Below are 18,800 nucleotides of genomic sequence, written 5' to 3' on the forward strand. Positions count from 1 at the left end.
ATATCTTGTGATGCGTTACGCTGACGCTAACATATCCTACGAGCTACTCTTTACTCCCCTCTCCGCGTCGGCTACGGTGTACACACAAATGTTCGTTGAGTGCATCTGTCCCGCCTCGGAATGAATTCCGAGTCTCATAGCGCAAGTCATCTTCAGATGACTCAACTAAAAATATCTTCCAGTCCACGTTTTGTGGACTTTGGCTATGAGCCTGGAACTTTAGTTCTAGGCGGGATACGGTTTCAGACTGCAAATTTTCGACTTGTGTGTACACGGTAGCTCCGCGTCGGAGAGGGGTTGGGGGAGAGGTCAAACAAACCGTATCGGGAAAATACAAATCTTTTGTGTAGCATAAGACTATGCGCCAATAGCATCAGCCTACACCATGCCAATTATTACAATTCGGGAAGAATCGCCAACAGATGGTGGATTTAATGCCATTCTCAGCTTTGATGGTCGAGGCGAATATATAGTAAAAATTACTGACCCCTTTACACCCAAGGTAGAAAAACAACTAGAGTGGTATTTTGAAGACTGGTTGATGTTTCCCATAGTGGATACTGTCAAAGCAGAAGCAGCCGCCGCTAGTATTAAAACTTATGGCGAAGAATTATTTAACCAAGTTTTTCGGGTTGATTTTAATGCTTATGGTGTATATCAACGCCTGCGGAGTAATTTAAGTCAATTACACATTGAAATTGTTGGAAAAACACCAGAATTTCAAGCACTGCATTGGGAAGCGTTGCGTGATCCAGATTTACCCCGTCCATTAGCGGTAGATTGTGTGATGGTGCGGAAGAGTAACAAACCAGCACCTATCTATGCAGATGTGCAAACTTCCCCCACAATCAATTTATTAGTAGTGGTGGCGCGTCCAGATGAAGAAATGGACGTAGGTTATCGGACAATTTCTCGCCCCTTGCTGGAGTTGATTGAAAATAGCCACTTGCGGGTGAATGTCGAATTGCTGCGTCCCGGAACTTACCAAGCTTTATCTCAGCATTTGGAAGCGAAAGGTGGGGGATATTACCATGTCATCCATTTAGATTGTCATGGGGCGCTGATGACTTATGAGGAAATACAACAACCCAGCAAACCCGGACGTTATTTATATCAAGGGCGGTACGGGCGGAATGATTGGCAGAAATTTGATGGATTGAGGGCGTTTTTAGCCTTTGAGGGCGAGACTCAGGGAAAAGTTGATTTAGTCGAGGCGCAGGAGTTAGCTGATTTGCTGACAGGGAAGGGGATTCCAGTTTGTATTCTCAATGCTTGTCAGTCAGGAAAGCAGGTGAAGAACCCCACCCCCGACGAAGACTTGCGGGAAACCAGCTTGGGAAGTCGGTTAATGACGGCAGGAATGCAGATGGTGGTGGCGATGGGCTATTCTGTCACCGTGTCGGCGGCTAAGTTGATGATGGAACAACTTTATAAGCATTTATTTGATAATAAACCTATCTCTGAAGCGATTCGTTTAAGTAGGCGGGAATTGTTCAATAATAAATCACGCAAAGCTTATTTTAATAAGTCCATTGATTTAGAAGATTGGTTGCTACCTGTGGTGTATTGCAATCAGACAGTGAATTTTAATTTACGCCCGTTTACACCAGAGGAAGAAGAAAAATATTGGGAAACTTTTGGTAGTCAATATCGCTTCCCATTGCCAGAATATGGTTTTGTCGGGCGGGATTTAGAGATTCTCAAAGTTGAGAAAGCTGTACTCAGGCAGAATATTTTATTGTTGCAGGGAATGGGGGGAACTGGTAAAACTACCCTATTAAATTATCTGCGGGAATGGTGGCAACGCACCAATTTTGTGAAGAATGTCTTTTATTTTGGCTATGACGAAAAAGCTTGGACAATCACACAAATTTTGTTTGAAATTGGTAAGCAAGTATATGGCAGATTTGAACAAGCTAATTTTCAAGCAATGAGTCAGGCGGCGCAGGTACAAAAATTAGTTGCAAAACTGCGCGCTGAAGCTTACGCTTTGATTTTAGATAACTTAGAATCAGTGACAGGGCAGCAATTAGCAATTCAAAATACTTTACCTGAGACGGAACGCAATCAAATCCGCGATTTTTTAGGGCGGTTGCAAGGTGGAAATACCAAAGTTATTTTAGGTTCCCGTAGTCGGGAAGATTGGTTACAAGCTACCACATTTAAACACAATATTTATGAATTGCGCGGCTTAGATAAAGAAGCCAGGACGGAATTAGCAGAGAAAATTTTAGAAAGAAATTTACCTCAAAACAAGATTACTGATATTCGCCAAGATGGGGATTTTCAGAAATTGATGAATTTGTTAGCAGGATATCCCTTAGCGATGCAAGTTGTGTTAGCAAATTTGCAAAAGCAATCACCACAGGAGATTTTGCAGGGTTTACAAGCTGGGGATGTGGATTTAGATACGGGGAGTGAAGATAAGACCAAAAGTATTTTGCAATGTATAGAATATTCTCACAGTAATTTATCACCAGAGGCGCAAAAATTGCTTTTGTGTTTGGCTGAGTTTAGTAAGTTTATTTGCACTCCTGGTATTCCCCCTTATATTGAGCAATTACAAAGTTTTGAGGCATTAAAAGATTATCCTTTTGATAAATTTAGTGATGCAATTCAAGAGGCGGTTAACTGGGGTTTGCTTTCACCAATGGATGAAAGTTTAGGTTTGAATATTCAACCTGTTTTCCCCTATTTTTTGAAGACTAAGTTAGATACTCTCGATGAAGCAACTCGTATAGCTTTGCGTGAGGGATTTAAAAACCATTATCAAGATTTAGCGCGTTCTTATTACAAGTGGATAGATTCTAAAGATTCTCAAGAACGGCAATTCGGTATATTTTTCTGTAGACTGGAATATGAGAATCTCTACAATGCGTTGCAGATTTGTTTAGAGAAGCAAGAAAACATTAGCATATATTTTTGTTTAGATAAGTATTTTAAGTTAATTAGTGATAACCAAAGTAACCTAAAGTTGGCAGAAACAGTTTGTCAATGTTTAGAGAATTATCCCTCGGCATTTATCAAAGGTGAATTAGGTTATCAAATAGCATTGGCAATTGCAAGACTCGGTAATTGTCAACGTGATGCCAAGCAATACCAGCAAGCTAGAAAGTCTTATGGAAAGACTTTGAAACTTTATAATGCCTTAGAACGTGTAGAAGAAAGACAAAAACAACTTTGGCAGGCTGTTTCTTACCATCAGTTAGGAATGGTTGCCCAAGACTTGCGTGAATTTGAACAGGCAAGGCTTAATTATCAACAGGCTTTGGATATTTTTATTGAGTATGGCGAGCGTTATGGTTGTGCCAGCACTTACGGACAGTTGGGAAGAGTTGCTCAAGACCTGCGTGAATTTGAACAAGCAAGGCACAATTATCAACAGGCTTTGGATATTTTTATTGAATATAGTGATCGCTATTCCTGTGCCAGCAACTACCACCAGTTAGGAACCATTGCCCAAGAGTTACGTGAATTTGAACAAGCAAGGCGCAATTATCAACAAGCATTAGATATTAAAATCGAATATGGCGATCGCTATGGTTGTGCCAGCACCTACCACCAGTTAGGAAGCGTTGCCGAAGAGTTGCGTGAATATGAACAAGCAAGGCGCAATTATCAAAAGGCTTTGAATATTTTTATCGAATATGGTGATCGCTATTCCTATGCCAGCACCTACGGACAGTTGGGAATGATTGCCCAAAAGTCACGCGAATATGAGCAAGCAAAGCGCAATTATCAAAAGGCTTTAGATATTTTTATCGAATATGGCGATTGCTATTCCTGTGCCAGCATCTATCACCAGTTGGGAAGAGTTGCCCAAGATTTGCGCGAGTATGAACAAGCAAGGCACAATTATCAACAAGCTTTGGATATTAGAACTAAATATGGCGACGGCTATGGTTGTGCTGGCACCTACGGACAGTTGGGAAGAGTTGCCCAACAATTGCGTGATTATGAACAAGCAAGACACAATTATCAACTAGCGTTGAATGTTTTTCTCGAATATGGTGATCGATATGAGTGTGGACGGACATACCACATTTTGGGAAATCTTACCGAAGAATTGAGCGACTATGAACAAGCAAGACACAATTATCAATTAGCTTTGGATATTTTTATTGAATTTAAAGATCGCTATTCTTGTGCCAGCACCTATTTTCATCTTGGTAGAGTTGCAGAAGAATTAAGGGAACTGGAGTCAGCGAAAGCAAATTATCTGCAAGATTTACAGATTATGGCTGAGTTTAATGATGAGCATGGTTTAGAAATTTCTCTTGGTAATCTTGCCCGTTTCTACCAAGTTACCAAAGATGAGAGTTTATTAGCCGCCGTATCCGAGATTTTGGGGATGTCGGTTGAGGAAGTGAGGCAGGGTTTTGATCAAATTCGTAATTCGTAATACTTCGACTTTGCTCAATCCCGCCTCGGAATAAATTCCGAGTCTCATAGCGCAAGTCCTCTCAAGAGGACTCAACAAGAAATTTATTCCAGTCCACGCTTTGTGGACTTTGGCTATGAGCCTGGAACTTTAGCTCTAGGCGGGAATGGCTTCAACATAAAAATTATCGCAATAGGCAGATCAGTGCATTAATTTCCTGGCGGGAGAGTGCCAGAATTACCAGCAGGTGGTTCGGTGTAGTCGCAAAATATATTGAGTCCAATTTTCAGAATATACAAAACAACAACAGTAGCGATCGCTTTTCAGACGGTTCCTACTTTTACCCCTAAAATGCGATCGCATTTCCCATTCCGCACAATTAATATAACCCCTTCACCCACTGCCATTCTTGCGCTAATCCCTCCCTCAAAGGAACTTGCGGCTGATATCCCAAAATTTTCTGGGCTTGGGATATATCCGCCGCCGTGTGGCGTGCATCTCCCATTGCTTTTTCTATGTAGTTTTTCTTAATAGGTTTACCAACAATTTCCGCCATTGTGTCCAAAACTTCGGTTAAAACTACTCTGCTACCGCCACCAATGTTAAAAATTCTACCTACTGCTTCCGCTTCACTCGCCGCAGCTAAATTGGCCGCTACAACATCACTCACAAATGTAAAGTCTCGTGTTTGCTGTCCATCCCCATAAATCGGAATTGCTTCATCTTGCAAAACAGCTTTGAAAAATTTATGAAATGCCATATCTGGGCGTTGTCTCGGCCCATACACTGTGAAATAGCGTAATGCCACAATCGGCACATCAAAGTTTTTCTGATAAAGTCCACACAACCTTTCAGCTGCTAACTTAGTAATGCCATAGGGCGAAACCGGATGAGGACAAAGACTTTCGTGAGTTGGTAAAGTTTCCGCATCACCATAAACACTAGATGTGGAAGCAAACACCAATCTTTTGAGTTTTTTTGCATCCTTAGCTGCTTCTAATAAAACTTGTGTAGAATTGATATTACGTTCAGTATAAGCTCGAAAACCATTACCCCAACTAGCCCTAACTCCTGCTTGTGCAGCCTGATGGTAAATAATTTCCACATCTTGAATTAAGGTTTGCCAATCCAAAAACTGAATATTTCCTTCAATTAATTTAAAGTTAGGCCAGCAGTTTAAGTGAGCAACATTCTTGCGTTTTAATATTGGATCGTAGTAATCATTAAATTCATCAATACCGATTACTTCTTCTCCTTGTTGTAGCAGCACTTCTGTAATGTGAGAACCAATAAAACCTGCTGCCCCCGTCACAATAATTTTCGCCATGTTCTCTATTTACCTGTTTTTTGATATTTCCCTGACTGCAATATTCACAGGTTAATACTTATCTTGGGGAAACGTCATCATTTAGCAGTAATGTTTAAATTAATCATGGAAGTATAGCATAATTACTTACGTATACTGATAGAGATTTCCTGGTATTAATTTAATTTCAAACATTGTAAATTAGGTAAACTATTAGTCAATATTTGTTTTAAAAATAGAGGCTAGAAAAGAAAGTTTTTTAGTGATTAGCTGACTAAAAAGTGCTGAGTAACCAATACTAGTAAAGTACGGCACAAGTAAAGCACCCATGATAAATTGCTAAAAAGCTCACGAGACTGATTTCTTCATTTCAGACTTCAGCCTAGCCCCTAAATGCAGTTCATCATGACTCCCTCATCAAATACTTGCATCAGTACCGAAATTAGGGAAAAATTGATCCGCGAGTATTTCTAGTACAGCTGGTAATGGCGCAAGAGTGAGGAAGATGAAGTCTTTTGACTTTTGACTTCTTAAGGTATTCTCATGTCACAAGGGATGCAAGAGGAAATCAGTGAAAGTTTTAGTTGTCGGTAATGGAGGGCGTGAACACGCTCTAGCATGGAAGTTATTGCAATCAGAGCAAGTTGAACAAGTGGTCTGTGTACCGGGGAATGGTGGTACAGCCAAGATGGCAAGTTGTCAGAATTTGCCCTTAGCAGTTGATGATTTTGCAGGTATCAGCCAATACGCCCTAGCAAATGACATTTCTTTGGTAGTAGTCGGGCCAGAAGTTCCACTGGCAAGGGGAATTACAGACTACTTACAAGCTCAAGGACTAATGGTATTTGGCCCTGTCAAAGCCGGGGCGCAAATTGAGGCCAGTAAGGCTTGGGCTAAAGCACTGATGCAGGAAGCTGGTATTCCCACAGCTAAGGCTGCGGTATTTACGGAGGCTGCGGCAGCTAAATCTTATATCAAAGCTCAAGGTGTGCCGATAGTTGTCAAAGCCGATGGCTTGGCAGCGGGAAAGGGCGTAACAGTTGCTACTACTAGAGAACAAGCGGAAAGTGCCATTGATGCGATTTTTCAAGGGCAGTTTGGCAGTGCGGGGGAGTTTGTTGTAATTGAAGAGTGTTTAATTGGGCAAGAGGTGTCAGTTTTAGCCTTAACCGATGGGTTAACAATTCGCCCACTACTACCAGCCCAAGACCATAAACGAATCGGTGAGGGTGATACGGGCGACAATACGGGGGGAATGGGGGCATATTGCCCAGCACCCATTGCCACACCAGAATTAATGGCACGGGTGCAAACAGAGGTGTTAGAAAAAGCGATCGCCACTCTCCGCAACAAAGGCATAGACTACCGTGGTGTGCTTTACGCTGGGTTGATGATTACACCGGAAGGCAATTTTCAGGTATTAGAATTTAACTGTCGCTTTGGTGATCCCGAAACTCAGGTGATTTTGCCATTGTTAGCCACACCCTTGATAGATTTAATCCTGGCTTGTGTACAGCAGCGGTTGGCGGAACTACCCCCCATCGATTGGCACAGTGGCGCAGCTGCTACTGTAGTGGCGGCCTCTGGTGGTTATCCAGGGGATTATCAAAAGGGCAAGGTGATTACTGGCATTGACGCAGCAGCCGCCGCGGGAGTTACCGTATTTCATGCTGGGACAAACTTGAACGACCAACAGCAAGTTGTCACCGATGGGGGAAGGGTGTTAAATGTGACTGGTACAGGGGAAAATTTTCCGCAAGCGATCGCCCAAGCCTACACAGGTCTGCATTTCATTCAGTTTGAAGGAATATATTATAGGAGAGACATTGGCTATAAAGTGCTGAGTACCAAGTGCTGAGTCAATGATATTAACTCTAGCCCCTACCATGTTGAACAAATTAACTGTTAATTTTTTAGTTGTTGGGGTTTATCACAAAAACTACTAACAACTGTATTAAAAATGTTAGCTCTGTTAAAAACAATCCGAGAAGCGATCTCCAATTGGTGGTCAGATTTCACCCTCCAAACTAAGCTTTTGGCTGTTGCCACGTTAGTGGTTTCTTTGGTGATGAGTGGTCTGACCTTTTGGGCTGTAAATACAATTCAGCAAGATGCGCGTTTGAATGACACCCGATTCGGCCGCGACTTGGGGCTGCTACTTGCTGCGAACGTAACCCCTCTCATTGCGGAAAATAATCTCACTGAGGTTGCCCAATTCTCCCAAAGATTCTACAGCAGTACTTCCAGTGTGAGGTATATGCTCTACGCTGACGAAAGCGGCAAAATCTTTTTTGGCATTCCCTTTTGGGAACGAGAGGTGGAAAACTCTTTGTTGACAATTGAGCGGCGCATACAATTGCCAGAAGATTATCCTGGTGATGACGATAAGCCAATGGTGCGGCAACATAACACCCCAGATGGCATTGTCACCGATGTATTTGTTCCCCTCATCGTCAACAAAAAATACCTGGGTGTATTGGCTATTGGCATTAACCCCAACCAAACAGCCGTCATTTCCACTAATTTCACCCGTGATGTCACCATTGCCGTGTTTATCACAATTTGGGTCATGGTAATTTTAGCTGGGGTAATTAACGCTTTAACCATCACCAAGCCAATTAAAGAACTGCTAGTTGGCGTGAAACAAATCGCCACCGGGAATTTCAAGCAGCGCATCGATTTACCCCTAGGTGGCGAACTAGGAGAGTTAATTCTCAGTTTCAATGATATGGCAGAGCGTCTAGAACGCTATGAAGAACAAAATATTGAAGAACTAACGGCAGAAAAAGCCAAACTAGAAACGTTAGTTTCCACCATTGCTGATGGCGCTGTGTTGATTGACAACAATATGCAGGTGATTTTAGTCAACCCCACAGCACGCCGAATTTTTTGCTGGGAAGGCCATGATGTCGTAGGTAGTAATGTATTACATCAATTACCCCCAGCCATTCAAATGGAAATCACTCGTCCCCTTTATGAAATGGCGGCGGGGGAATGCGATAGCGCCGAGTTCCGCATTCATCTCAATCAACCAACCAAGCGGACAATTCGGATTTTATTGACTACAGTACTCAATCTCCAACGAGAAAGTATTAAAGGGATTGCCATTACTGTACAAGATATTACGCGGGAAGTAGAACTCAACGAAGCTAAAGGCCAATTTATCAGCAACGTTTCCCATGAACTCCGCACACCGTTATTCAATATCAAATCTTTTATTGAAACGCTGCACGACTACGGCGAAGACTTGAGTTTAGAACAGCGTCAGGATTTTCTCAAAACAGTCAACCATGAAACCGATCGCCTAACCCGTTTAGTTAACGATGTTTTAGACTTGTCTAAGTTAGAATCCGGTCGGAGTTACAACTTTGATGGTGTAGATCTCGCCCAAGCCATTGAACAAACACTGCGAACTTATCAACTCAACGCTAAAGATAAAGGAATTGAACTAATTCAAGAAGTTGCGCCTAATTTACCACTAGTTTTGGGTAATTATGATTTGTTACTCCAAGTCTTAGCTAACTTAGTCGGCAATGCCTTGAAATTTACTAAAGCAGGCGGTAAAGTAGCTATCCGCACCTACCAATTAGATCCCAAACCTCAATCTCAAAATCAGTCTCCACGAGTGCGAATAGAAGTATCAGATACTGGTATTGGTATTGCTTCCGAAGACCAACACGCGATTTTTGACCGCTTCTTTCGTGTGGAAAACCGAGTTCATACTTTAGAAGGTACTGGGTTGGGTTTATCAATTGTCAGAAATATTGTCGAAAGACATGGGAGTAGAGTTCACTTGGTAAGTGAAGTTGGCATAGGTACAACTTTCTGGTTTGATTTAGCTTTATGTGAATAAGTTAGGACTTACGCACAAGGATTGTCTGAGAAGATTGGGTATAGGGGTATAAGGGTTTTGGATACATACACCCCTATACCCCTGCACTTTTATACCATTGATTTTTCGTTTTTATGTCCTATTTTAAGCTTGCCAACGCCACTACGAGAATTTTTATTTTTACTTTATAAATAACCTTTGACTTATATGCTTTCCTATGACGGGGCAATAGTTACTAGGAAAAAGCGGATATCTTGTCGGTCTGGCTACTTAAAAGGCTATTACGCAGCAAGTCGGCTGGAATTTTGTGGAACACGATAAAATTCCCAATTCTCACATTTTCATGTGTTCTGATTTACTCAGTTCATGATGGCTACTTAGTCTTTACTAAAAAAATAAAAAACTTAAGTGTGATCGTCGTATTTTTGACTAATTCCTTAAATTTACCTGGACAAATTTGTTTTAAAATTACTATGGCACTTAAGCTATTATACGAAAATCCACTGAAATTACATATTTTTTGTGTTGGTGGTTAACTGCTGCTTATTAACAGTTAAACATCCACAAACCTCATGAATAATTTTGTAATTTAAAAGCTTAATAGCTTAGGAAAAATACTTTCTAAAACAGCCAAGTTTTAGCTTAACAACCTAACTTCAACTACAACATAGGCAGATAAATGAAAAGCTTATTTCTAGGACTGGGAGCTATCTTAGTTTTTGCTCCTAATGCTTATGCAGCAGGCTTTGTATATAACGAAGCTGTTAACGACGAATTGTCTGGTGACAGCTTAAACCCAACAGCATTGAATCTGTTAGATGGATCTAACCAGATTACTGGCTCAACCACTGGCAATCCAAATCTTGACAGAGATTTCTTTACCTTTACTATTCCTGTTGGTTATGAACTTAGTCGAATTAACTTAGCTAACTATGTTGGGCTAGATGGCACAGGAGCAAATCAAGGATTTTTAGCTGTGCAAACAGGTTCTAGTATTGCACCTACAACCATAACTACTAACACACCGCTATTACTGGGTGCAGCTTTAATTGGTGCAGCATTTGGAACACAAGTTGGAGATAATGTCTTAGATGATTTGGGTGTAGCAGCTTCAATTCAAGGCGCTAACTTTGTAGGGTTCTCTGGTGGTAAACTTGGCTCAGGTACTTACACTTTCTGGATTCAGGAAACTGTTCAGGGTATACAGAACTATAATCTTGATTTTGTAGTTACCAAAGTTCCAGAGCCATCAACTATTTTAGGTATCGGTGCAGTTATGGGTTTGGGTAGTTTAATCAAAAGAAAGAAGCGTAGGCATAGCGCTACTGTAGATCAATAAAGTATTTCACCAATGTGGACATTAATTATCTGACAAATCCCCTGATTTAAATTATGGGGATTTTCTTGTTATCTGTTCCTTTTGAACGGCGATCGCAGAGTCGATTATGCTGATTTAGATGCTGGGGACTGTTGATTGTAAAATATAACTAGCTAACTCACAAAATCCTGCGGCTTCAGCTGCACTCGTTACGTAAGTGGGTTGATATTGTAGCTGATTTGCATATTTTAATACGTTAGCTACGCCCACAGAAACAGGAAAATTATGACGAGCAAATAAGCTTTCATCGTTTGGGCTATCACCAACGGTTACAACTTCTTCGGGTGAGTACTCCGGCCAATATGCTTGTAATACTTGTAATAAACCAATTGCCTTATCTTGAGATTGGGGTTTAATATGACACTGCACTGTACTGTAAGTAAATCCCCAGCCCATTGATTGGCAGAGATTACTTAAAGTTTGTAATTCCTCTACAGTTAAAGCCGCGACATCAAATGTCCAATCTGTGAGCCGAAAACGATTGTCAGCAGATTCTTGAATTTGGGGAAATTTCTGTTTTAATTCGGCAAAAGCGGCTGCTAGTTGTTGGCGATGCAAGGTTAAGTCAGGAATAGAAGTTAAAGATATAGGCTGTTCACTACCATTAGGATAGAATATACCACCATTTTCGGCGATCGCACCGACAACTGGCATCAAGCTGCTAATTCCACTTACCCAACCCGCAGAACGTCCAGTAATAATTAACACATTAATGCCAGATACCGTTAAATCTTCTAAAGCTTGCAACAACGCAGTGGAAAATTTACCTCTCTTAGTCAGTGTGCCATCCATATCTGTTGCAATCAGACGAATATGACTCCAGCAAGTAGATGCAGCTTGAGATAGGGGAATGAGATGTAAATCACACATTTTAGTTGCGTTATATACGCAGTTTATAAAAAGCTGTTAAAAATACTAATAACACAGCAAGATGACATTCAGGATTTGGGCATTCTAAACAATGACAACTAAAGTTATTGACACCATGCTAAATCCGATACTTTTGGCTCAATCTCCACCAGCAAAAACCAAAAAAGTCACTCAAAAACAACCCGCAAGTGAACCTCCACAAGCTCCACCGTTTTTGTTAATTACCTCTGGAGGGCTGGCTGTAGTCGTCATTGGTTTGATTGTATTTGGCAAAATCCAGATGGATAAGTTAGAGAAAAAAATTAAATTTGAAAAATTCCGCGCCAGAGAACTAGAGAAAAAGTTCAAACTCGCGCTGGAAACTATCCGCAAAATGGAAACTAATCCTGATTTGGTGAACTCGCGGGACTTTAACCTAGATTATCTGCGGATGCGGATGTCTGAGGAAGTGTTTCATTTTGCAATTTTGAATCAAATTAAAATCAGAGTCAAAGATAAAATTTCTCAAGCGTTGCGTCCCAACCAAAGCAACCAAGGAACAGTCGGGATTGCTAATAGTGCGGGACGACAAGTGGACGAAACTTTTGATGTGGAATATGAGAGTGGTACGCCGCCAAACATTGCCAAACGGGTGTTGTTTCGGATTCAAATTAAGCTGATGAAGTTACCAACACAAGCAACTTCTGCCACGATTAGCCAAATTATTGACTGTATCGAAACTTATCTTAGCCCGATGGATGATGAGGATACGTGGCAACCGACACTTCAAGGTCGAATCGCCCATATGCATTGGGATCAAAAAGCTAAACCTACACCGTTACTAGTATTGGAACAATCTAATGATGGCGTAAATGTCACATTTCGGACTAGCCGCCAAGCAAATGTGCCAAGTCCTCAAGCTAAATAGTGATGGCGTTGAAGTGCAATTTTTGAGCAAAATAGTTTTTAAACCCAGAAGTATGCTGAGTCTTTTGGCAAAATTTTGCTGTGGACTTATGAGAGCTTATGCTGAGTTGATGGTCAATTAATTACTATTATTTATGACTTTTCGCTCCATGCTCCAGCATCGTAACTAATGACGGCGCTTTGCGAGTCACGAGCCAAAAGACCATCTTCCATTTCGACAATGCGATCTGCTATGTCTAAAATCCGGTTGTCGTGTGTCACCAACAAAATAGAAGTACCTTGATCTTTCGCAAGACGCTGCATAATTTCCACAACATCACGTCCTGATTGTTTATCCAAGGCTGCGGTTGGTTCGTCTGCTAATACTAATGGGGGATTATTAACTAGGGCGCGAGCGATCGCAACTCTTTGCTTTTGTCCACCAGAAAGATTATCTGGGTAGTAATTAACTCGGTTCTTTAAGCCAACAGCAGTTAGCATAGTTTCGGCTGTGGCGATCGCATCATTTTGACCAACTCTTTCATTCAATTCCACTGCCATCTGCACATTTTGCCTCGCAGTTAAGAATCCTAGCAAGTTGTGCGCCTGAAAAATATAACCAATGTTCCGCCGAATTTGCACTAATTGATTTTGACTAGAGCCGGATAGTTCTACACCTAAAAATTTTAAACTACCTTCTTGGACAGACCTTAAACCGCCAATTAAGCTCAGTAATGTTGTTTTACCTGACCCAGAAGGCCCAGTCATAATCACAATTTCGCCTGGATAAATCTCCAGATTAATATCAAATAAAATTTGTCTTTTTAGTGAACCTTTACCATAGTAATGATTCAGGTCTTTAATAGCAATTACAGGTTCTTGTCTCATGATAAATCGTGTGTTAGCAGTTAATAATTTATGCCCGTAACTCTAGAGCCTGGCTGCAAATTATGATGACAGTTTAAGCATTAAATATATACCATCTATATAATAAAAACTGATTAATCGATACTGTATTGATCAAAATTATTTAAAAGATATCAGCTGGGTCAGCGGAGCGTAATTTACGTACAGCGATCGCGCCAGAAATAAAGCACATAATCATTGTTAATATCAATACATTAGTCGCCCGACCAAAAGTCATAAATATAGGCAAAAGTGTAGCTTCTTTAGCTTTTTGATACATTAAAACTGTAAAAAATACCCCAGGAAGATACCCTAAAACCGCTAACAAAAGTGCTTCTTGTAAAATCACGATCAATAAATATTTTTGTGTATAACCTATCGCTTTTAACGTAGCGTATTCTGATAAATGATCAGAAACTTCCGTATAAAGAATTTGATAAACAATCACGGTTCCGACAATAAAACCCATAATTGTACCTAAGCTGAAAATAAAACCAATAGCTGTACTACTTGCCCAATAGTGACGTTCAAAATCAATAAAGTCTTGTTTGGTCAATACATTCACATCTTGAGGCAAATATTGGCGTAACTCTTTAGCTACAGCCTCTACATTTGCGCCTGCTTTTAACTTAATTACTCCAATATCAATTAATCCTTGTTGCCGGGTGTTAAAAATACGTAAAAAGTTAACGTCACTAGTAATTAAATTACCATCTGCACCAAAAGATGTTCCTAAAGTAAATAGCCCAACTACTTTAATTTTGCGTCTTCTTAGCTCTGCTGTAACATTTTTACCTTTTTCAAAATCATCGGCGATTGGCCCATATTCCTGTCGAGAAGAACGGTCAAATAAAACTACATCTGGCAGCTTCAATTTATCTATATTTTCTTGAACTCCTACCAAATTAAATAAATTAACTTCGGGGTTAATTCCAAATACAAGTAAAGTTCTTGACCGACCTGTCACTGGATTTTTCCACGCAGTATAATCTAAATATATAGGATGTACTGATTGTACTGTTGGTAAATCTAAAGCTTTATACAACCGCCGTTGAGAAAAGCTTTTCATCGACAAAATAGCATTTGATTGGCGGTTAATTAAAATAATTTCACCATTTAAACTACTGTGTAACTGCACGTTACTGTAATAAAGCGCATCTCGGAATCCGAGTTGGGTAAACATCAGAATATCAGCAAACGCAATTCCAGCTAAAGCTACGGCTAATCGCGTTTTATCTCGCGTCATTTGTAGCCAAGCTAGAGGTATTTTTTGAATCATAGTTATTTGTCAATAGTCACGGTTAAATCGACCGAGAATTTCTCGGTACTCTTTGTGTCTTTGCGTCTAGGAGTGAGATGCAAGAAAGAAGTTTATTTGGGGAGAATAAACTTAATTAGAGCCTGATTGGTTGTTAATATCGACAAGTACTTTGGCGTAGGTTAAGCCAGAAACTTTGTTGCTATCTTCTGGTGAGAGGGCAATTTTAACTTCTACCACTCTGGCATCTATATCAGCAGCCGGATCGGTATTGAGTACATCTTTTTTGCCAACTTTTCTGCCAATTTCTGCCACGGTTCCTTTTAATTCACCTTCAAAAGCACCGTTATCACTGCTGACAGAAACACTTTGACCAATCCGCACTCTACCAATACTGTCTTCAGGAACTTCCGCAATCACCATCATTTGTTCAGTTTGTCCAATCTCAGCAATCCCATTGACGCTGATAGCTTCGCCTGACTTGGTGTAAATTTTGAGAATTTCACCAGAAGTAGGTGCTTGGACGTAGCTTAATCGCAGTTCTGCATCGGCTTGTCTAACAGTAGCGATCGCATTACTAATTTGTGCTTGCGCCATCTGCACATTTGTCGGATCAACTTCTATCAGTCTCTTGAGTCTGGCTCGTTCTTCGTCGAGTTGTCTTCCTAATGTGGCTATAGTTTGATCACGGGTGACTCTAGCTTCAATCAACTGCTGTTGTAACGTTGTTAAAGTCTTGACTTGATTCGCTCTAGCTTCCGCAACTTGTTGACGCAAAGTGGCTACTGCTTGTCGGAGAGTAGCTTGACTTTCAACTACCTGCTGTTTAGCGGTAACAGCACTTAATCGTCGTCTATCCCTTTCTTGCTGAGATATCGCACCTTGTCCATAGAGAAAATCGTAACGTCCAGCATCAACTTGAGCATTACGCTGTTCGGCTTGTATCCGTGTCAAGGTGGCTTTTAATGTATCACCTTGACCGCGCAATTCGGCTTCTAGGCGCTCGACTGTCGCCTGTTGAGCCAGTTTTTCGGCACTCAACTGCGCTGCAATTCTGGTAATTGTGGCTTGTTGAGCATCCCTTTCGCCGCGTAACTGGGCTTCTAGTCGAGCAATTATCGCTTGTTGCGCTTGAATATCTCTGGGTGAACCAGCCCGAACTTGCGCTAAATTAGCACGAGCTTCTAGTAATTTGGCTTTTGCTTCTTCTACGCTGGCTAACTGAGTTTCGTGATTATCTAAAATTGCAATCACTTGTCCTTTTCTCACCCGTTCTCCTTCTCGGACAAACAGCTGCTTGACTCGTGATGCAGATTGCAATCCCGCAGTAGGCGCAGAAAGCTTGATCACTTCACCTCGCGGTTCTAAACGCCCCACAGCACTAATGCTGTTAGCAACTGGTTTGACAGGTATAGATGAGCTAATTTTTTTCAACTGCTCAACTTTAGCTGTAGTTAGTAACCCCGCAGCGATTACTATTGGTAAGGCTACAGCAATGCCCCACCAAATCTTAGGTTGTTCTGGATCAAGTATTTGTTGCCTTGATCTTGGCTTCTCAGTCACCCTTGACATGGTTATTGCCCGTTTATTTAAAAATGTGTTGATGGATATAAAAAAGTATTAGACCTAGTAGAGACGTGATAAATTGTCCCTACTAAATACCCTTTGAAACTTGATTCAAATGAATACTTAGCGCCGCAGTTTTTTCATCATGATGCTGCTGGTAGCTAGTTATTCAATAGATGCCAGAATCAAGATAATTACTAATTCGTAATTAAAAAACTAGAGAGAATCCACCGCTTTGAAAAGCAACCCCGGTTCAGTTGGAGACTCAATCTTTATCAGAAACTTAATTATGAACTAGCAATTACGAATTTTCAATTAATTTTCTCAAATAGAGCATCCCTAACATTACAGTTTCCTTAAACTTGTAATCAACGAATTATTAGGCTTGTTAACTCCTAACTCATTTAGATATTTGCGCCAAAGACGCTACGGCAATGGTTAGACTCCATCAAACTATCGTTAACTGAATTCTACATTTATCAGTTAGTGGAAAACGTAACAGAACCTACAGATGGTGGAGGGGAAGAGGTGGAGGAGCGGGGGAGCAAGGAGCAGGGGATAATTAACCATTGACTCAATTTGGCAAGTCAAATAAGACTGTGGTCATATAATTATCTGCCCATTCTTGCCCAAAGGCTTTTTCGAGGACGCGGCGGGTTTTATCGTTTTGCTGCTGTTTGGTGCAGTAGTTTTGTTGTCCGGCGAGAATTTGCTGGCTTTGTTCGGAGGAAACAGGACTAGCGGCGATCGCTTGGGTACAATGCACTACTAAAAAGTCTTGCACACGCGCCAAGAACATTGCTTCTTCTTCTGGGGAACTAGGACGCACAAAGATACAAAACTCAGAGAAGATATGACCCCATTCTGGTAGTTCTCTGGGTTGGGAAAAGTCTAAAGCTGGAAGTGCTGCAAGTTGATTTGTATAGGATGCTGGCAAAGTGCGGTCTAAGTGAACAGGAGATAGATCAGCGATCGCTGCACTAATTTGACCTCTCCCACCAACTAAATCGCACCCGAACATGGGTAGGTCATATTCTGGGCGCGGAAACATCACGCAGTGCAGAATATCCAGCATATTTCCCACCTTTGCCAGTTCCAAGTGCATTTTGCGAAACTGTGGTGATTGATAGCAGCGGTTTTCAATTGTCAGTTTCTCACCCTCCAATCGACCTTCCACATATCCCAACTCCGCAGGCAAATGGTAAGGCGATAGTTGCAAATGCTTATGCCAAACAGCCTCAATGCTATCAGCTAACTGCCGAATGAGGGGATGTTGTTGTTCACGTAGTGAGGGAGTAGAAGTAAATGACATATTCTTGTGAGAAATGCTATCTAAAGCCAGTCTACAGCCAGACGCGTCACTTCAGTTTAACCGCGCAACATTAAGCAAACTGTTACGCCTAGTTACGTAAAGTTATAAGACGTTGACTTTTCAAAGTAATTAGTTATTTTGTAGTCTTAGTTACAGAATTAATTTTGCTTTAACCCATAAGGGAGGCTTGCAGCTATGACTATCAATACTCAAAGACCAAATTGTGCTGTACCAGCAGTCAGACAGAATCTCGACTGGTTAAGCAAAGCCTATAGCAAAAATTCAGCCAAACAATGCCAACCTGACCTATGGGTGCGTCTTTTAGAACTACCTAGTCCCTACAGTTGTGATGAAGCCTTGTTATTATGCCAAGTTTCTACTGATGAGTGGTTAGCATGGGTTCCCAATCATGGCGAAGTGAAATTGTGTGTTAGTCAATGGTCAAGGAGTTAGATTTATTGCCAATAATCAGTGACTTCATATCCAAGTTCTGCCAACATCTGCCTGAGCAAAGGTAAACTGAGACCGATGACATTGCTGTGACAACCGGCAATTTTCTCAATAAATAAACTACCAAAACCTTCCAAAGCGAAAGCACCAGCGCATTTAAGGGGTTCGCCTGTGGCGACATAAGCTTGGATAGCGCGATCGCTCATTTTGGCAAAGTAAACCTTTGTCACCTGACACTTGACTAAAGTCCGATTTTGCGAGGTGTCAATCAACACATGACCAGTATATAAGTCACCAATATTACCTTGCATTAATCGCCAACGAGCGATCGCTTCTGCTGTATCTGCTGGTTTACCATAAATCTCCCCATCAATTGCCAAAACTGAATCACAACCCATAATCAAAGCTGATGGAAACTGGGGTGCGATCGTTTCCGCCTTTCTTTGAGCCAGAACTTGTACTAACTCAGCAGGCTCACTAAGTTTAATTTGTGACTCATCAAAATCACTTGGTTTGACTATTGGTTTAATACCAACAGTTTGCAGCAAGCGGCGACGTGCTGGAGAAGCAGAAGCCAGTATAAATTGAGGAATATTCATTGTCATTTGTCATTTGTCAATGGTCAAAAGTCAATTGTCACACACTGGCTTTTCCCT

General features: G+C 41.1%; 14 protein-coding genes. 6 read left to right on the top strand and 8 right to left on the bottom strand.

Annotation, left to right across the window (positions count from 1 at the left end; translation table 11 throughout):
- Positions 1-43: 43 nt before the first annotated feature.
- Entirely contained in the window at positions 44-274 is a 231-nt protein-coding gene (locus IQ244_RS18335; RefSeq protein WP_193896634.1) for a hypothetical protein, read from the bottom strand.
- A 111-nt stretch (positions 275-385) separates the two neighbouring features.
- Here IQ244_RS18335 and IQ244_RS18340 point away from each other — a divergent pair, with 111 nt between their 5' ends.
- On the top strand, positions 386-4,402 hold the full coding sequence (locus IQ244_RS18340) for a tetratricopeptide repeat protein (RefSeq protein WP_193896636.1): 4,017 nt from the start codon (positions 386-388) through the stop codon (positions 4,400-4,402).
- 358 nt (positions 4,403-4,760) lie between these two features.
- On the opposite strand, the gene IQ244_RS18345 is transcribed toward IQ244_RS18340, so the two are convergent.
- Positions 4,761-5,708 carry an NAD-dependent epimerase/dehydratase family protein gene (locus IQ244_RS18345; RefSeq protein ID WP_193896638.1) on the bottom strand — a complete coding sequence of 316 codons (948 nt, stop codon included), beginning with the start codon at positions 5,706-5,708 and terminating at the stop codon, positions 4,761-4,763.
- A 550-nt stretch (positions 5,709-6,258) separates the two neighbouring features.
- Here IQ244_RS18345 and purD point away from each other — a divergent pair.
- From purD to IQ244_RS18360, 3 genes are all read left to right on the top strand, one after another.
- Complete coding sequence (gene purD, locus IQ244_RS18350) at positions 6,259-7,545, top strand: phosphoribosylamine--glycine ligase (RefSeq protein ID WP_193896640.1); 1,287 nt, start codon at positions 6,259-6,261, stop codon at positions 7,543-7,545.
- 102 nt (positions 7,546-7,647) lie between these two features.
- Positions 7,648-9,540: a two-component system sensor histidine kinase NblS gene (gene nblS, locus IQ244_RS18355; RefSeq protein ID WP_193896642.1), complete on the top strand. Its 1,893-nt coding sequence runs from the start codon at positions 7,648-7,650 to the stop codon at positions 9,538-9,540.
- A 658-nt stretch (positions 9,541-10,198) separates the two neighbouring features.
- Complete coding sequence (locus tag IQ244_RS18360) at positions 10,199-10,858, top strand: PEP-CTERM sorting domain-containing protein (RefSeq protein ID WP_193896644.1); 660 nt, start codon at positions 10,199-10,201, stop codon at positions 10,856-10,858.
- Positions 10,859-10,972: 114 nt separating this feature from the next.
- On the opposite strand, the gene IQ244_RS18365 is transcribed toward IQ244_RS18360, so the two are convergent.
- Entirely contained in the window at positions 10,973-11,767 is a 795-nt protein-coding gene (locus IQ244_RS18365) for an HAD-IIB family hydrolase (protein WP_193896646.1), read from the bottom strand.
- Positions 11,768-11,882: 115 nt separating this feature from the next.
- Between IQ244_RS18365 and IQ244_RS18370 the strand changes: the two genes are divergently transcribed.
- The gene (locus IQ244_RS18370; protein WP_193896721.1) at positions 11,883-12,674 is read left to right on the top strand and encodes a hypothetical protein; all 792 of its coding nucleotides are present in this window, start codon (positions 11,883-11,885) and stop codon (positions 12,672-12,674) included.
- A 131-nt stretch (positions 12,675-12,805) separates the two neighbouring features.
- Here IQ244_RS18370 and IQ244_RS18375 read toward each other — a convergent pair whose 3' ends face one another.
- The 4 genes from IQ244_RS18375 to IQ244_RS18390 all read right to left on the bottom strand — a co-directional run bounded on the left by IQ244_RS18375 (position 12,806) and on the right by IQ244_RS18390 (position 17,694).
- Positions 12,806-13,540, bottom strand: coding sequence for a DevA family ABC transporter ATP-binding protein (locus tag IQ244_RS18375; RefSeq protein ID WP_193896649.1), 735 nt, complete (start codon positions 13,538-13,540; stop codon positions 12,806-12,808).
- Between the two features lie 142 nt (positions 13,541-13,682).
- On the bottom strand, positions 13,683-14,837 hold the full coding sequence (devC, locus tag IQ244_RS18380) for an ABC transporter permease DevC (RefSeq protein ID WP_193896651.1): 1,155 nt from the start codon (positions 14,835-14,837) through the stop codon (positions 13,683-13,685).
- A 111-nt stretch (positions 14,838-14,948) separates the two neighbouring features.
- Entirely contained in the window at positions 14,949-16,388 is a 1,440-nt protein-coding gene (locus IQ244_RS18385; RefSeq protein WP_193896653.1) for a biotin/lipoyl-binding protein, read from the bottom strand.
- 568 nt (positions 16,389-16,956) lie between these two features.
- Entirely contained in the window at positions 16,957-17,694 is a 738-nt protein-coding gene (locus IQ244_RS18390; RefSeq protein WP_193896655.1) for a phycocyanobilin:ferredoxin oxidoreductase, read from the bottom strand.
- A 195-nt stretch (positions 17,695-17,889) separates the two neighbouring features.
- Between IQ244_RS18390 and IQ244_RS18395 the strand changes: the two genes are divergently transcribed.
- Positions 17,890-18,147 carry a hypothetical protein gene (locus IQ244_RS18395; protein WP_193896657.1) on the top strand — a complete coding sequence of 86 codons (258 nt, stop codon included), beginning with the start codon at positions 17,890-17,892 and terminating at the stop codon, positions 18,145-18,147.
- 2 nt (positions 18,148-18,149) lie between these two features.
- Here the strand turns inward: IQ244_RS18395 and IQ244_RS18400 are convergent, their stop codons facing one another.
- Positions 18,150-18,743 (bottom strand): Maf family protein, encoded by a 594-nt coding sequence (locus IQ244_RS18400; RefSeq protein ID WP_193896659.1) that lies wholly within the window; start codon positions 18,741-18,743, stop codon positions 18,150-18,152.
- Positions 18,744-18,800: the final 57 nt, after the last annotated feature.

The organism is Nostoc sp. LEGE 06077 (assembly GCF_015207705.1).
Classification (GTDB): Bacteria; Cyanobacteriota; Cyanobacteriia; order Cyanobacteriales; family Nostocaceae; genus Nostoc_B.

Bases quoted from the DNA above. Each gene is read 5' to 3' on its own strand.
- IQ244_RS18340 (WP_193896636.1), top strand. From the start codon at position 386: ATGCCAATTATTACAATTCGGGAAGAATCGCCAACAGATGGTGGATTT.
- IQ244_RS18345 (WP_193896638.1), bottom strand. From the start codon at position 5,708: ATGGCGAAAATTATTGTGACGGGGGCAGCAGGTTTTATTGGTTCTCAC.
- nblS (WP_193896642.1), top strand. From the start codon at position 7,648: ATGTTAGCTCTGTTAAAAACAATCCGAGAAGCGATCTCCAATTGGTGG.
- IQ244_RS18360 (WP_193896644.1), top strand. From the start codon at position 10,199: ATGAAAAGCTTATTTCTAGGACTGGGAGCTATCTTAGTTTTTGCTCCT.
- IQ244_RS18365 (WP_193896646.1), bottom strand. From the start codon at position 11,767: ATGTGTGATTTACATCTCATTCCCCTATCTCAAGCTGCATCTACTTGC.
- IQ244_RS18370 (WP_193896721.1), top strand. From the start codon at position 11,883: ATGCTAAATCCGATACTTTTGGCTCAATCTCCACCAGCAAAAACCAAA.
- IQ244_RS18375 (WP_193896649.1), bottom strand. From the start codon at position 13,540: ATGAGACAAGAACCTGTAATTGCTATTAAAGACCTGAATCATTACTAT.
- devC (WP_193896651.1), bottom strand. From the start codon at position 14,837: ATGATTCAAAAAATACCTCTAGCTTGGCTACAAATGACGCGAGATAAA.
- IQ244_RS18385 (WP_193896653.1), bottom strand. From the start codon at position 16,388: ATGTCAAGGGTGACTGAGAAGCCAAGATCAAGGCAACAAATACTTGAT.
- IQ244_RS18390 (WP_193896655.1), bottom strand. From the start codon at position 17,694: ATGTCATTTACTTCTACTCCCTCACTACGTGAACAACAACATCCCCTC.
- IQ244_RS18395 (WP_193896657.1), top strand. From the start codon at position 17,890: ATGACTATCAATACTCAAAGACCAAATTGTGCTGTACCAGCAGTCAGA.
- IQ244_RS18400 (WP_193896659.1), bottom strand. From the start codon at position 18,743: ATGAATATTCCTCAATTTATACTGGCTTCTGCTTCTCCAGCACGTCGC.